This window comes from Pseudobdellovibrio sp. HCB154 (assembly GCF_046267985.1).
Classification (GTDB): domain Bacteria; phylum Bdellovibrionota; class Bdellovibrionia; order Bdellovibrionales; family Bdellovibrionaceae; genus Pseudobdellovibrio.
This window is the reverse complement of sequence record NZ_CP176530.1, coordinates 3,081,370-3,096,366: the sequence shown is the minus strand read 5'-3', so window position 1 is coordinate 3,096,366 and position 14,997 is coordinate 3,081,370. Positions and strand designations below refer to the sequence as shown.

14 protein-coding genes are annotated in these 14,997 nt (G+C 40.6%); 10 read left to right on the top strand and 4 right to left on the bottom strand.

The annotated features are described in order from the left end of the window. The first annotated feature begins 119 nt into the window (after positions 1-119). The 5 genes from ACKWCF_RS14680 to ACKWCF_RS14660 all read left to right on the top strand — a co-directional run bounded on the left by ACKWCF_RS14680 (position 120) and on the right by ACKWCF_RS14660 (position 5,130). Positions 120-1,130: an ABC transporter permease subunit gene (locus tag ACKWCF_RS14680; protein WP_409478356.1), complete on the top strand. Its 1,011-nt coding sequence runs from the start codon at positions 120-122 to the stop codon at positions 1,128-1,130. Positions 1,131-1,142: 12 nt separating this feature from the next. Next, the gene (locus ACKWCF_RS14675; RefSeq protein ID WP_409478355.1) at positions 1,143-2,177 is read left to right on the top strand and encodes an ABC transporter permease subunit; all 1,035 of its coding nucleotides are present in this window, start codon (positions 1,143-1,145) and stop codon (positions 2,175-2,177) included. A 4-nt stretch (positions 2,178-2,181) separates the two neighbouring features. After that, on the top strand, positions 2,182-2,964 hold the full coding sequence (locus ACKWCF_RS14670; protein WP_409478354.1) for an NTP transferase domain-containing protein: 783 nt from the start codon (positions 2,182-2,184) through the stop codon (positions 2,962-2,964). Next, on the top strand, positions 2,948-3,685 hold the full coding sequence (locus ACKWCF_RS14665; protein WP_409478353.1) for a hypothetical protein: 738 nt from the start codon (positions 2,948-2,950) through the stop codon (positions 3,683-3,685). The genes ACKWCF_RS14670 and ACKWCF_RS14665 overlap by 17 nt, the downstream gene beginning before the upstream one ends. 71 nt (positions 3,686-3,756) lie before the next feature. Beyond that, a complete protein-coding gene (locus tag ACKWCF_RS14660) occupies positions 3,757-5,130 on the top strand; it encodes a hypothetical protein (RefSeq protein ID WP_409478352.1) in 1,374 nt (457 codons plus the stop codon). Between the two features lie 474 nt (positions 5,131-5,604). Here ACKWCF_RS14660 and speA read toward each other — a convergent pair whose 3' ends face one another. Together speA and leuS are read right to left on the bottom strand one after the other, a co-directional pair. Next, on the bottom strand, positions 5,605-7,566 hold the full coding sequence (gene speA, locus ACKWCF_RS14655; RefSeq protein ID WP_409478351.1) for a biosynthetic arginine decarboxylase: 1,962 nt from the start codon (positions 7,564-7,566) through the stop codon (positions 5,605-5,607). A gap of 73 nt (positions 7,567-7,639) precedes the next feature. Next, the gene (leuS, locus tag ACKWCF_RS14650; RefSeq protein WP_409478350.1) at positions 7,640-10,024 is read right to left on the bottom strand and encodes a leucine--tRNA ligase; all 2,385 of its coding nucleotides are present in this window, start codon (positions 10,022-10,024) and stop codon (positions 7,640-7,642) included. Between the two features lie 109 nt (positions 10,025-10,133). Here leuS and ACKWCF_RS14645 point away from each other — a divergent pair, with 109 nt between their 5' ends. The 3 genes from ACKWCF_RS14645 (at position 10,134) to ACKWCF_RS14635 (ending at position 12,442) form a co-directional block, all read left to right on the top strand. Continuing rightward, positions 10,134-11,135, top strand: a complete 1,002-nt coding sequence (locus tag ACKWCF_RS14645) for a diguanylate cyclase (RefSeq protein ID WP_409478349.1) — start codon at positions 10,134-10,136, stop codon at positions 11,133-11,135. Between the two features lie 28 nt (positions 11,136-11,163). Then, the gene (locus tag ACKWCF_RS14640; protein ID WP_409478348.1) at positions 11,164-11,928 is read left to right on the top strand and encodes a tRNA (guanine(46)-N(7))-methyltransferase TrmB; all 765 of its coding nucleotides are present in this window, start codon (positions 11,164-11,166) and stop codon (positions 11,926-11,928) included. 151 nt (positions 11,929-12,079) lie between these two features. Next, positions 12,080-12,442, top strand: a complete 363-nt coding sequence (locus ACKWCF_RS14635; RefSeq protein WP_409478347.1) for a VOC family protein — start codon at positions 12,080-12,082, stop codon at positions 12,440-12,442. 45 nt (positions 12,443-12,487) lie between these two features. Here ACKWCF_RS14635 and ACKWCF_RS14630 read toward each other — a convergent pair whose 3' ends face one another. Continuing rightward, positions 12,488-13,042, bottom strand: coding sequence for a GNAT family N-acetyltransferase (locus ACKWCF_RS14630; protein WP_409478346.1), 555 nt, complete (start codon positions 13,040-13,042; stop codon positions 12,488-12,490). A 23-nt stretch (positions 13,043-13,065) separates the two neighbouring features. Continuing rightward, positions 13,066-13,341: a 2Fe-2S iron-sulfur cluster-binding protein gene (locus tag ACKWCF_RS14625; RefSeq protein WP_409478345.1), complete on the bottom strand. Its 276-nt coding sequence runs from the start codon at positions 13,339-13,341 to the stop codon at positions 13,066-13,068. A gap of 11 nt (positions 13,342-13,352) precedes the next feature. Here ACKWCF_RS14625 and ACKWCF_RS14620 point away from each other — a divergent pair, with 11 nt between their 5' ends. Continuing rightward, entirely contained in the window at positions 13,353-13,976 is a 624-nt protein-coding gene (locus ACKWCF_RS14620; protein WP_409478344.1) for an SDR family NAD(P)-dependent oxidoreductase, read from the top strand. 77 nt (positions 13,977-14,053) lie between these two features. Beyond that, positions 14,054-14,995 carry a thioredoxin-disulfide reductase gene (gene trxB / locus ACKWCF_RS14615; protein WP_409478343.1) on the top strand — a complete coding sequence of 314 codons (942 nt, stop codon included), beginning with the start codon at positions 14,054-14,056 and terminating at the stop codon, positions 14,993-14,995. The last annotated feature ends 2 nt before the right edge of the window (positions 14,996-14,997 follow it).

The following is a 14,997-nucleotide window of genomic DNA, read 5'->3' as shown; positions in this document are numbered from 1 at the left end:
CCAAGGCTTAACAACCTTGGGTTTTTTTGTGTCTGAAATATGTCCTTGGTTTGTCCTGAAATTTGCTTAAAAATTTGAAAATCGTTTGCGCTCAGAAAGCATGGCCAGTATAAGGTCGTATGTTCGTTTACATCCTTAGACGTATTCTTTTAGCTATTCCTACCTTCATTGGTATTACTTTAATTACTTTCTTGATTATCAATGCCGCACCTGGCGGACCGATCGAGCAAAAGTTGCAAAAAATCCGTATGGGCGGCGGTGGCGACGGTGGTCGTTCAACAGGCGTATCGCAAGAAATGCTTGATAATTTAGCAAAACAATATGGCTTCGATAAGCCATTACACGAGCGTTACTTCATCTGGCTTAAAAATATTACTAAGTTCGATTTCGGCGATAGCTTTTCTTATCAAGAGCCGGTGATCGATGTGATCTCTTCAAAATTTCCAGTTTCATTATCTTTTGGTTTAGCTTCACTCTTTTTGACCTATCTGGTCTGTATTCCTCTCGGGGTGAAAAAAGCCATCAAGGCGGGATCTGCCTTTGACCAGATTTCGGGGTTCTTGTTGTACGTCACGTACTCCATCCCTCCGCTGGTGTTAGGTATCTTCTTAATCGTTTGGTTTGCTGGTGGATCCTACTTCGATTGGTTCCCTATCGGCGGAATTAAATCTGATGATTACGACAGCCTTACAACATTAGGTAAAATCGGCGACCGCGCTTACCACTTTGTTTTACCTTTAACTTGTTACATGATCGGTAACTTCACTGAGTTATCAATGTTAGTGCGTAACTCGATGTTAGATATCATCAAGTCTGATTACATCCGTACAGCGCGCGCTAAAGGTTTAACAGATACAAAAGTTTATTATAAACATGCCTTACGTAATGCTCTTATTCCGGTAGCGACTGGTTTAGGTGGTTTTTTACGTGTGTTCTTGGCTGGTTCATTAATTATCGAAACAGTATTTAACTTAGACGGTATCGGCCTTCTTGGTTACAGTTCAATCCTTGCCCGTGATTACAATGTGATTATGGGATTAACTTTTATTTCTGCTTTATTATTACTTGTCGGAAATATTTTAAGCGACATTATCTACGTGTTGGTTGATCCACGTATTGATTTCAAATAGCGGTGCAGACAGATGAACATCATTGAAAACAGACTTATTACGAATGAATTAACTTTAAAACGTTACCGCCGTTTTAAAAGAAATAAATTAGCGGTGTTTTCGTCTTGGATGGTCATGCTTTTGATTTTCTTCAGCTTCACCGCTGAATTCTGGGCCAACAGCAAACCACACATCATGAAATACCAAGGCGAAATTTATGTTCCGCTTTTTAAAGATTACCATCCAACGGTTTTTGGTCGCGAAGATATCTATGTGATGGATTACCGCTCTTTAGAATTTAAAGAGGGTGACTGGGCCATGTGGCCGTTAGTGCAATGGGACCCGTTTGAATCAAACACAGCGGTAGAAACTTACCCGGCTCCACCAACAAAACATAACTTAATGGGAACAGACGATCGTGGCCGCGATGTTTTAACGCGTTTATTATATGGTCTTCGTTATTCATTTATTTTCGCCTTAGGTGCGTGGTTATCAGCTTACATCATCGGTATTGTTATCGGCTCTTTAACGGGTTTCTATGGTGGTAAAGTCGATTTATTAGGAATGCGTACTGTTGAGATCGTGCAAACGATGCCAACAACGTTAATCTTGATTACGATTATTTCGATCTTTACGCCGAATCTATTAGTGCTGGTTCTTTTCTTAGCGTTATTTGATTGGACAAAGATGGCGTTATATATGCGTGCGCAGTTCTTACAACTTCGTAAGCGTGAATACGTTGAAGCGGCAAAGGCTTTAGGTTCTTCTGATAACCGTGTGATCTTCAAACATATCTTACCAAACGCGATTACTCCGGTGGTGACTTTTTCTCCGTTTGATATTGCGGCGAACATTTCAGTTTTATCGTTCTTAGATTATTTAGGTTTAGGTCTTCGTGCTCCAACTCCAAGTTGGGGTGAATTACTTCAACAAGCGCAAAAATACTTTACGACAGCTGAATGGTTAGTATGGTATCCGTCAGCAGCGTTAATTATTACACTTACGTTATTAATTAACATCGGCTTAGCTGTTCGTGATGCGTTTGATGCGAAATCGGCAGTAGGCTAGTCCTTTGGAAAGCCCCAGTAGCCCCGTAGTATTAATTACCATGGGCGGACGTGGAGTCCGCTTTAAACAGGCGGGCTACTCTGAACCAAAACCCTTCGTAAATGTTTTAGGAAAACCCATGATCAAGCGCGTGTTTGATCTGTTTCCGAAATCTTGGCCCACCGTCTGTGTGGTGAATAACGAAGACTATTCTGAAAAACATTTTTCATTTATTAAATCAGAGCGCAGTGATGTGCAGTTTGCATCGATTGCTGTGAATAACGGTGGTCCGATGAAAACGGTGATTGCGGGGTTAGAATTAATTCCTGATCACCAGCCGGTGTTTGTGACTTATTGTGATTATGGACAAGTTTGGAATGCCGAAGAATTTTTAAATTTCGTTCGTAAAAACGATTCGGATATGTGCTTTGTCGGTTACCGTGGTTTTCATGCGCACTATTTAACGGCGAACATGTACTGCTACGCTAAAACTGAAGGCCACATCATTTCTGATATTAAAGAAAAAGAATGTTTCTCGAAAAATCGTGAAGACGATTTCGCTTCAACGGGCGGGTATTATTTTAAGTCAGCGAAACTTTTAAAAGAAGCGATCATTGAACAGCAAAAACAAAACTTAAGTTGGAACGGCGAATATTTTACTTCACTGGCAGCCAAAGCTTTAATGAATGTGCGCAGTGATTTAAAAGTTCATGCTTATGAAATTAATAAATTTTTTCAGTGGGGAACACCCGAAGATTTAAAGGCCTTTGAATACTGGGCCGAGGTAAAATATGAAATTTTCCAGTGAGTGGTTTAATAAAAAATTATTCTTTGGCTTTATTATTTTGGTCGCATTACTTGCATTGATCGATTGGTTTTTATTCGGCCGCACGCCGATGCATGAAATTAAAACTGTCACAGAAGCGGCTAAAGTTGTTGGCGCTAAAATTACCGGTAAACCAGGTGGCTTTGCGGGCGCAGCTCATGCTCACGCTGCTTCAGCAACGGCGGCATTGCAAACAGCGCCAGTGATTGATGCGTCAAAGGCAACGCCAGAGCAATTTAAAGTGTGGTTTGATTCTGAAATTAATTTAATGAATCAGTACAACGTGAACGAAGATCAGATGCAGCAACGTTATCTAGAATTAACAGCGAAAATGACGCCTGCTCAATTTAAGCAGTTGTCTGTGGTCGCTCGCACAAAATCTCCGAATGTGAATGAGCGCATTTTAGCAGCGTATCTGTTGGGTTACTCTGGATATGCTAATATTAATGACTTATCAGCCTTAGTGACGGCTCCTATTCAATTAGACGGAAAACCTGAGCCTCACTCGGTAGCGGAAACTCAGCAAGTGCAAGAACGTGCTTTACGTGTTTTGGCGATTAATCGTTTAGCGAATTTAGCGCAAGGCAACGACCCAGCACAGGCTAAAAAGGCTGTGGCAGAATTGAAGAGATTAGCTGCCACACTTAAAGACGCGAGCCTTAAAAATTACGCTCAGAATAAACTCAAAGAAATTTCCAAATAACTGACAAAATCTTGTTGAAACTGGTTCCATTTTGGGGTCAACTTCTTCCCGACACCAAGGGGGGCAGTCACATGAAACAATTTTTAGTAGCAGCATTGTTAGGTTTATCTTTAACAGCACAAGCTCAAATCGGCATTGGCCCAGTTCCACAAGAACCAACTCCAGGCACGGACGCAGGTAACTGTATTTCTGCAGCTGATATGACTCAAATCGCAAAAGACTTTAAACAGTTCGCAAGCTTATCTGGTAAAGAGTATTGCCACGATGGTTCTCAACAAGCTCACTTACTTGCAGGTATTCACTACATCCGTAAAGTGCAATTCAACCAACCAATGACAAATTCTTCTGATGAATTATTCAAAGGAACTTTTGCTGGTGACTGGTACAAATACACAACTAATTTAGTTAAAACTTTCAAAATCGAATCAAGCTGCCCAACAGGCGTTATCGCTTTCGTTTACGGTTTTTTCCACCAAAACACGATGCACGTTTGTCCGATGGCTTTAACTCCATCTTTCACGCCACTTGATTTAGCTTCTGTATTTATGCACGAAGCTCGTCACATTGAAGGTTACCCACACGTAACTTGTTCGCAAGGTCCTCGTGCTGGTCTTAACGGTGCTTGTGATAAAAAAATCTCTGATGCAGGTTCGTACGCTGTAACAGTTGAAACTTACGCACAACTTGGTGCTTACGGTAAAGATATCCACCCAGCACACCGTGCATTAGCTCAAGCGTCTTCTTTAATTTACGCTGCTGAAGCTTTCCAAACTCCAGTTAAAATCAACAAAGAAGAAGCTTTCTTAGCTTTAACTTTAGATCGTGAATTATACCAAATCGATTCAAACTTAAAATCGGCTAAGTTAATTGGTTCAACAGAAAAACACGGTAACTTTGCAAAAAGCAAAATGGGTTTAATCTTCTTACCTGAAGATAAAACTTTACCGATGGTTAAGATTTTCCCAACAGGTGAAACTTCTCCGACTTCTTCTGAATACAACGACAACGTTGCTACTCGTTCTAACGTAGTTGATTACTACTTCGCATGGACTTGGAATGCTCGTATCGAGAAGAACAAAGTTAAATTCTTCTGTGATAAACGCGAAAATCCAACTCAAGCTAATGAAGTTTCAATCTCTGGTGCATTATCTGTTGTTTACCCAGAAGGTTACGCTCCAGATAAAAACTACGCTTACGTTAAAACTTCTAACGGCGTTGTTAAAATCTCTTGCGAAGGTTCAACTGGTAAAGTTGTAGCGGCTAACAACGTAACTGTTGATGCAGACGTTAAACGCGTACAAAAAGCTAACAGCACTTTAATCGGTTTAACTAACGATGGTGACCTATTAAACTTATCTAACAATTCAAGCCGTCTTGATTTAGGTATCGGTGCAGTTGTTGATGTGACTTCGTTCACACGCGCTACTTTCTTCGATAAACAATAATTTCGAAGATTGTTAAATTTAGATTCTAAATTTAAACCCAGTTCGAAAGAGCTGGGTTTTTTATTTGAATAAAAGTGCTTACTCCACTTTGCACAGAACCGCAGTCACGCGGTTAAGTTCGCTGTCACTCTTTTCTGTGACGGTCGTTAAAGTCATAAACGTACGTAAGATGATCTAAAACGAAAAAGCCTAGCGTTCTATCGCATTAAATCGACAATACGTCTTATTATCTCAATGAGTAACAAAACTAGTCGTAGGTAATACTTCAGATTTCGCTTAAAATTCCGATATTTCACATAGTTGGTGTGAAAATTCGTCATACGGACTCCTTCCTCGTCAGTCGGAAGTCTATGACAGCAAAAAAGCGAAATGGAGTAAGCCCATTTCGCTTTTGCATTTTTGGAACCTGAGAATAAAAAAAGGGAGATGGAAACATCTCCCTTCGATCGGTTCTTAATTATAGCGAGTAATTTCTTACTCCATTTCCTCTAAGTAAGTGTAACCAGATAAGCCTTCTTCGTAGTGTTTAAGTAACGCTTTGGCCTCTTGTTTTGAGATGTTTCCAGTGGCGATAGATTCTTCAGTGTACTGACGAACGCTATCAACCATTTCGGCACGGCCGTACTGAACGTAGCTTAATACTTCGGTTACTGTGTCGCCTGGTACGTAGTGATCTACTGTGTAACCAGATTCGTGGATCGAGATGTGAACTGCATCTGTATCGCCGAATAAGTTATGTAAGTCGCCTAAGATCTCTTGGTACGCGCCTGTTAAGAAGATACCTAAGAAGTACGGAGCATCACCTTCTTTGAACGGGTGAATACGCAATGTCTTTTTAGCTTCGCCAGTTTCTGTGTCGATAAATTTTTCGATCTTACCGTCAGAATCACATGTTAAGTCAGCGATTGTAGCTTCGTGGTGTGGTTCATTGCTCAAGTTATGGATTGGCATAACCGGGAATAACTGACCAACGGCCCAAGAATCTGGAACTGATTGGAATAACGAGAAGTTACAGAAGTAAGTATCGCATAATTCTTCACGTAATTGCTCAACGATGTCTTCGCAATCTGGGGTTCTGCGCGCTAACTCTAACATCTTAGTTGCGATTGTGAAGTGCATGTTTTCACACCAAGCACGTTGAGTTAAATTTAATACACCGTAAGTGAATAAATTTAAGATCTCATTTTTAGCCTGCATAGTATCATTGAAGCACTCGTTGATATTATCTGGAGTTAGTTTTTCAAAAATGTACTGAAGATCCTGCATGATTGATGGATCTTTTTTAGTGGCTGGCATTGGTGGCTGTTGGCGGTAAAGATTATTTACGCCCATCACGTTGAAAACTAAGATCGAGTGATGCGCAACTAAGGCGCGGCCTGATTCAGTGATGATATTTGGATGAGGAATGTTTTTTTCATCACATAAAGTTTGAATCGTCGATACTACGTCATTGGCGTACTCTTGTTCAGAATAGTTAACTGATGAATCTGAGTGACCAGAACCATCGTAATCGACGCCTAAGCCGCCTCCTACGTCGATATACTTAAGATTTGCACCTAAGTTATGTAATTCAACATAGAATCTAGCTGCTTCTTTTAATGAAGATTTAATAGATTGGATTGCTGGAACCTGAGAGCCAATGTGGTAGTGAAGTAATTCTAAACAATCTAACATGCCGTTAGCGCGAAGAGTTTCAACACCTTCAACGATTTCAGCTGCCGTTAAGCCGAACTTAGAACGAGCGCCCGCTGAATCAACCCATTTACCAGCGCCTTGCGTGTTTAATTTTGCGCGGAAGCCGATTTTTGGTTTGATATTTAATTTTTTGCCTGAATCCATGATGATTTTTAATTCATCTTTACGATCCACAACGATGATGATCTTACGACCTAATTTTTGCGCTAATAATGCAGTCTCAATGTACTCAGCATCTTTGAAGCCGTTACAAACGATAACCGCATCTTTATTATCCATTAAAGAAAGAACGACTAATAATTCTGGTTTAGAACCACATTCTAAACCTAAGTTACAGTTTTTACCGAAACGTACTAATTCTTGAACTAAGTGACGTTGTTGGTTCACTTTGATTGGATAAACGCCGCAGAATTGGCCTTTGTAAGCATGGTCTGCGATGGCTTTTTGAAAGCATGAGTGAATTAACTGAACACGTTGGTTAATGATGTCAGGAAAACGAATCATGATCGGTACACGAATACCACGATCTTGTAATTCTTGAGTTAATTCGTAAAGGTCAACTGAAGGGCCTTTTTCGCCGTGAGGAGTAACAATAACGTTACCGTTAGAGTTTACGCGAAAATAACCATTACCCCAGTTATTGATACCGTAAAGAGCGGCACTTTTTTCAGGGCTCCATGAAGCCGATTTAGCGTGCGCGAAAGTTTGTAAACCTGAAGTATTTGATGGAATTGTTTCCATGAAGAACCCCCTAAAAAATTTTAATACTTTTTTATACAGAATTTTTGAGGGGGTGCAATAAATTATTTGTCGATTATTTACCGGCGATTAAATTTAAAATCTTGCCCGGTTTGTAGATGACTTTCGCTGGAGGAGCTCCGTTAAGCGCCGCTGTCACAGTCGTGATTTTTAGCGCCTCAGCCACCGCAGTAGCCTCGTCTGCGGCCACTGCTAGTTCCACCGTGCCACGCATTTTTCCGTTCACCTGAACGCCCATAGTCACCGTGTCGTCTTGGCAAAGAGCCGGATCAAACTTAGGCCATGGAGCCGTTACAACTAAACCATTACCTCCCATTGAATGCCACAATTCTTCAGCCGTATGCGGAGCAAATGGTTGTAATAATTGAGCTAATGGCAATAACGCTTTTTTCGAGCGGCACTCGTGTTTGTACAATTCATTCACAAAAATCATCATCGAGCTGATGCACGTGTTGAAATTCATCGCCTCGATGTCTTGCGAAACTTTTTTAATCGTTTTGTGTAATAATTTTTCAACTTCAGCCGGTAAAGTCTCATCATTGGCGATAGATTCACCAGTTTGGTCGTTCACAGCCAAGCGAGAAAGACGGTCTAAGAAGCGACGAACGCCTTCGATTCCGTTTTCTGCCCAAGGTTTGTCTTTATCTAAAGGTCCTAAGAAGCAAACGTAGCAACGTAAAGCATCTACGCCAGTTTCTTTAGCCACTTCATCCGCAGGAATAACGTTGCCACGGGATTTTGACATTTTTTCACCATCTGGTCCTAAGATCATCCCTTGGTGAGCTAACTTTTTGAACGGTTCATCAATTGAAATTAAGCCCACATCAAAAAGAACTTTTGTCCAAAAACGTGAATACAGTAAGTGACCTACTGTGTGCTCAGCTCCGCCCACGTAAAGATCTACCGGAAGCCAATACTTGATTGCTTCTGGAGAAAATGGAGCAGAAGAGTTGTGTGGATCAGCGTAGCGTAAGAAATACCAAGAAGAACCAGCGGCTCCCGGCATAGTGTCGGTTTCGCGGTGGCCGTTTCCGTATTTAACCCAGTCTTTGTTATTCGCAAGTGGTGCTTCACCTTTATCAGAAGGTTCGTAGTTCGCAACTTCTGGAAGTAAAACGGGTAACTCATTCATTGGAACGGGTTTGATTTGTCCATTTTCATGATAAACAGGGAACGGTTCACCCCAGTAACGTTGGCGCGAGAATAACCAGTCACGCAGTTTGTACTGAACTTGTTTTTTACCAAGTTGTTTTTCTTCAATATGAGCGGTCATTTGTTTGATCGCATCAGCTTTTGCTAAACCATTGATGAAGCCTGAATTAATCGCTTTACCTTCACCAAAGAACGGAACTTCACCGGTTCCAGAATCGACAACAGGAATAACTGGTAATTGAAATTTTGTGGCAAATTCAAAGTCGCGTTCGTCGTGTGCAGGCACAGCCATGATCGCACCTGTTCCGTAATCCATCATCACGTAATCAGCAATCCATACAGGAATATCTTTTCCATTTACCGGATTTACCGCAAAGCCACCGGTAAAGACGCCGGTTTTTTCAGTGTTAGCTTTACGGTCAACTTCAGATTTTTTAGCCGAAGCTTCAATATAATCTGCGACATCTTTTGTTTGTGTCGGTGAAGTTAAGCTTTTCACTAACGGATGTTCAGGGGCAAGAACCATGAACGTCACGCCAAAGATTGTATCTGGACGAGTGGTGAAGATTTCAAACTCAGAATCAGTGTTTTTAACTTTGAATTTTACAATTGCACCTTCAGATTTACCGATCCAGTTACGTTGCGCTTCTTTTGTGCGTTCTGGCCAGTCGATTTTATCTAAGTCATTTAATAAACGTTCAGCGTAGTCAGTGATTTTTAACATCCACTGCTTCATTGGTTTTCTGATAACGGGGTGACCACCACGCTCAGATTTACCATCGATCACTTCATCATTAGCTAAAACTGTTTTTAAAGCCGGGCACCAGTTCACAGGAACTTCTTTTTGATAAGCTAAGCCTTTTTCAAAAAGTTTTAAGAAAATAAATTGTGTCCATTTATAGTAGTTAGGATCAGCTGTTGAAATCTCGCGAGACCAATCAAAGCTAAATCCATAACGCTGTAAAGTTGAACGAAAACTTTGAATCGATTTTTCAGTTGTGATCGCAGGATGCACGCCAGTTTGAATCGCATACTGTTCAGCCGGTAAACCAAACGCATCGTAACCCATCGGGTGAAGAACATTGAAACCCATCGCACGTTTGTAACGAGAAATAATATCAGTCGGCGTGTAAGAAGCGATGTGACCCATGTGTAAGCCAGACCCAGACGGGTATGGGAACATATCTAAGGCGTAGTACTTAGGTTTAGTCGAGTTGTTGTCAGCCTTGTAAGCTTCAGCTTTCGTCCAGGCTTGCTGCCATTTTGATTCGATTTCTATGTGTTTCATCCGTACACCCTAAACCGAAAATCTCATAATGAGAAGAAGTGTTAAAAAACTGCGAAAAAATGGTGCGGTTTGTCTCTAGAAAGACCATTTTTTTGCCGATATATTATCTATGAAAAAGGACCCAAAACAGAGGCCCATCTTAGTACTTGATGAAGATCCAACAACGCTTGAATTAATGGCTGAACCCCTTCGCTGGGAAGGCTATGACGTTCACGGCTTTACATCTGAGCGCGAAGCCACCGAAGCGCTTAATTTTATTCGCCCACAATTAGTGATCTTAGATCCTGATTTTGCTGAAGGTAATGGCTTTCACTTTGTGAACAATTTATTTTCTTCAATTCAGAAAGTTCCAGTTATGGTGGTTTCAACGAACCCGACGACTGAGAAAATCACTCAATTTTTAGATTTAGGAGCTTCTGATTTTATCAGTTCTCCATTTGTTCCTATGGAATTTTTAGCGCGTGTACGTACGCAATTACGTATGCGTGATATGCAAGAAGAGTTATTGGCGTCGAATTCAAAACTGCAAGAGATGATCGAGATTGATGATCTTACGGGTTTATTTAATACGCGTTCTCTTTATAACAAACTAGAGTTTGAAATCGAGCGTGCCCAACGTTTTAGCCGTCCGGTCACCGTGATCATGATCGATATGGATAAATTTAAATCTGTGAATGATAGCCATGACCATTTATTTGGTTCGTTCGTGTTATCTGAAGTGGGTAAGATTATCCGTCAAAACACACGTACGGTGGACATTCCAGCCCGTTACGGTGGTGATGAATTTTTAATCGTGTTGTCAGAAATTCCACTTTCAGGTGTTGAATTTTTCTGTGAAAAGTTAAGAAACCGCGTTGAGCAGCACACATTTAGCTCAGGCCCGGATTCAATTAAATTAACTTTATCTATCGGTTTTGCCACTTACGATGGCGATCCGACGACAACAATTACGGGTAAGGAATTAGTGCGTAGAGCCGATGCTGCTTTATACGAAGCTAAGCACCAAGGCCGTAACCGTTGTATTAGCTATACACCTAAAATTGACCGTCTTCATAAGTTTGAAAAGTCTTCTGTAAGTCTGCTTTTCGACAAAAATAAGAAGACAGCCTAGTTCTCTTATGCCATAAAGCTGTCTTGCTATGAGCGAGACAGCTGCACAAAACACTCCTAAATCAAGACAAGAAAAAGACGATTACTTCAAAACCGTTAAGGTCTTAAAGCGTCCCGAGGTTAATTTAACCCGTACGTTACCACGTCCTACGGAATATTCTTTAGCGTTAGATAACGAATATAAAGAAATCGCGTTTAATGAAGAGCGTGCTCCTGAAAACAAAGGTCAATGGCGTTCAAAAGTTTTCAAAGTTTCTGAAGATATGCCTCTTGATGTGGAAATCGGAACGGGTGCAGGTAATCACTTTGCGCACTGGGCGATTAAGCATCCTGAACGTTTGTTAGTAGGTTTAGAATTAAAATATAAACCGTTAATTCAAAGTATCCGTCGTGCAAAAGTAGCGAGCTGTAAAAATGCAGCGATCTGCCGTTACCATGCCTTCAACTTAGATTTATTATTCGATAAGGGCGAAGTGAATAACGTGTTTATTCACTTTCCAGATCCATGGACATCACCGTACAAACCAAAAAATCGTGTAGTGAACAGAATCATTTTAGACTGGATCTATGAAATGCAACGCCCAGGATCTTTTTTAGATTTTAAAACTGATTCTAGAGAGTATTTCTTATGGGCTTTAGAAGAAATCAAAGCTTCTAAATACAAAATCGAATTTCAAACTTTGAATTTGTACTCTGAAAATAACAAATACAAAGAAGAAAACTTTGCTACAGGTTTTGAGAAAATCTTTACGAAGCAAGGCATCGAAATTAACTACATTCGTTTAGTTAAATAGTCTTTTTGACGGCTGAAATTCGCTCTGGATTTGGGTTTACAATGTAAACCGAAACCCAGAGTGAAAAAAAGCTTTCGCCCGGATGTTGACTGTCGTCTGTACGCAGCAAATAAGATGACAGCGACCTTTTTTATATTTTAAGCTTTAATTCGTGATTTTTCAGATCAAAAACTTTTCAACTCTCCGAATTTTTTCTCATGATTTACGTAAAAGCCGTGATTGGTATATACAGTTTTTAGGGCAGTTACCTATTGAAGATTTAGAAAATTTCGTTTCATTCCAAATTGGTAATACAAAACTCGATATTACTGTGCCGGATCAGAAAAATCCATTTTCTACTGGCGGTTCAATTGGCTACTGGTTAGTTGACGATGTAAATTTAGTTTTGAAAAAAACTGAACAACTTGGCGGAAAACTTTATCGTGGTCCATTAAAAGTTCCAGAAATTCAGAGACAAATTCTGCAAATCCAAGATCCGTTCGGTAATGTTCTCGGTTTCGAGTCTGCAATCTAATTGTCGCATACAGACGACGTTCGATTCAGGGAATTGATCGACATCTTATGGTTTTTTAAATTTAAACCAATCTTCTTTTTTAAGTTCCCAGATTTCGTTTTCAGTAAGAGCGGGGTCAACGTGTTTTGCGGGCTGAACTCGTAATAATTTCGCGCCGGTTTTTTCTTTCACCCTGCGAGAACCGATGTTTCCCAGTGCATTTGAAAAGATTAATTCTGAAAATCCCAATTCATTAAAAGCGTAGTCCATCACTGGTTCTACGGCTTCGGTCATGATGCCTTTTTTCCAGTGTTTACGGGCTAACCAGAAGCCACGGTTTTCTGGTTTGCAATTACGCCACAGATCAACGACACCGATAAGTTCCTGTGGATTTTCTTTTAAGAAAATGCCCCAGACCCAGCGATCTTTTCCTTGGTTGGGTAGAATCACATTTTTTAAGAATGAAATTACGCCATCATCGGGGTACGGCCATGGCACTAAAGCTGATAAATTGCGAACGACTTCGTAATCGACAAAGTTTTTTTGCCAATCAGGTGCCATTTCTTCAGTAACTCCGCGAAGAATTAATCTTTGAGTTTCAAAAACAGGAAGAGTAGTCATGGTGATTCCTTATAAAATCGTTGTTACCAGTAAGTCGTTTCTACAATCAGATCATGTTCAACAAAGACTTGGCAACAGAGGCGCATAGTATCGGGTTGTTTGTTGCGCTCCATGGTGCGGATTTCTAATTCGTTTCTTGTTCCTTGGGGCGTCATTTTAACGGCGCATTTTGAACAAATTCCCTCTCCTAAACAGCTTGAAGCTACGGGTAATCCACCTTCGATAAGCGCGTCCATCAGGTTTTTTCCTGACTCGACATTTAGCTCAAGTTTCTTTTGTGGAATTTTAAGAGTTGGCATATAAGAAAAGTATGAATGAAGATCGTTCAGCGCACAAATTTATTTTGTTAGGAGCTAGCCGCGGGCTAGGGTGGGCAACGTATGAGGCGCTTGCTAAAAAATATCCTGCGGCAGAATTTCTTTTAGTATCGCGCAAAATCGGTGAAGGAAATTTTAAATCGCTGAAATGCGATTTTTCAAAAGAACTTTCTTCTGAATTTATCACGACGATCACTGATTTTAATCCAACGACAATTATTTATTTTGCAGCCGGTGGACCGTACGGAAATTTTCAAGATAAAAAATGGGCCGACCACCAGTGGGCTTTACAGGTGAGCTTTTTATTTCCAGCTCAATTAGTGCATCATTTAATGCGTATTTCAGTTCCTAGTTTAAAGAAATTTGTCGTGGTGGGATCGGCGATTGCTGAAAATAAACCAGATCCAGGAGCTGCTAGCTACTGTGCGGCTAAACACGCTTTAAAAGGGTTAATTTCTACTCTGCAGGCAGAAAATAAATCTGCATTTAAAATCGACTTGTTCTCTCCGGGTTATATTGCAACTGACATGCTTCCAGTACAAAGCTGGCCTCGTCAGCAGGGCTTGGCCGATACTGCTGAAAATGTAGCAAACCAGCTCATAGATTCTTTAAATTAACCAATAAGCGTTATCTCTTTTGCCTATCAATTCCATTCGATAGACTTTACCATCTTGAGTGAATTATTGAGGTAAATATGTCTGAGACGCAAAAAATTGAAAATGTAATTATCGTAGGTTCGGGCCCAGCAGGCTTAACAGCAGCTGTTTACACGGCACGTGCTAATTTAAATCCACTGATGATCGAAGGCGAAGAAGCCGGCGGTCAGTTAATGATTACAACTGAAGTTGAAAACTTTCCGGGTTTTGCTCATGGAGTAACTGGCCCTGAGTTAGTGGCAGTTATGCGCAAACAAGCTGAGCGTTTCGGAACTCGTTACATCACTCGTAATGTAACTAAAGTTGATACTTCTTCTATGCCGTACAAAGTTCATGTGGGTAATGAAGTTCACTTAACAAAATCAATTATCATTTCTACAGGAGCATCGGCTAAGTACATTGGCCTTCCTTCTGAAAAACAATACATGAACCGTGGTGTATCGGCTTGTGCAACTTGCGATGGCGCATTCTTCAAAAACGTTGAAGTAGCTGTTGTTGGTGGTGGTGATACAGCGATGGAAGAAGCTAACTTCTTAACTCGTTTTGCAACTAAAGTTTATGTGATTCACAGAAGTGAAAACTTCAAAGCTTCTAAAATTATGTTAGACCGCGCTAAAGCTAACCCAAAAATCGAATTTATCACAAATACAGTGGTTGAAGAGGTTCTAGGTGATGGTAAATCAGTAACTGGTCTTCGTTTAAAATCAACTACAACGGGTGACGTTACGACTAAGAACCTGCAAGGTTTGTTCGTAGCTATTGGACATCAGCCTAATACGAAGCTTTTTCATGGACTGCTAGAGCTAAATGAGGTGGGATATATCAAGACTAAACCAGGAACAACTTATACAAACATTCCGGGCGTATTTGCTGCGGGTGATGTGCAAGATGCTATTTACCGCCAAGCTATTACGGCGGCAGGTACTGGTTGTATGGCAGCCATCGATTGTGAAAGATGGTTAGAAGCGCAACACGCATAGGT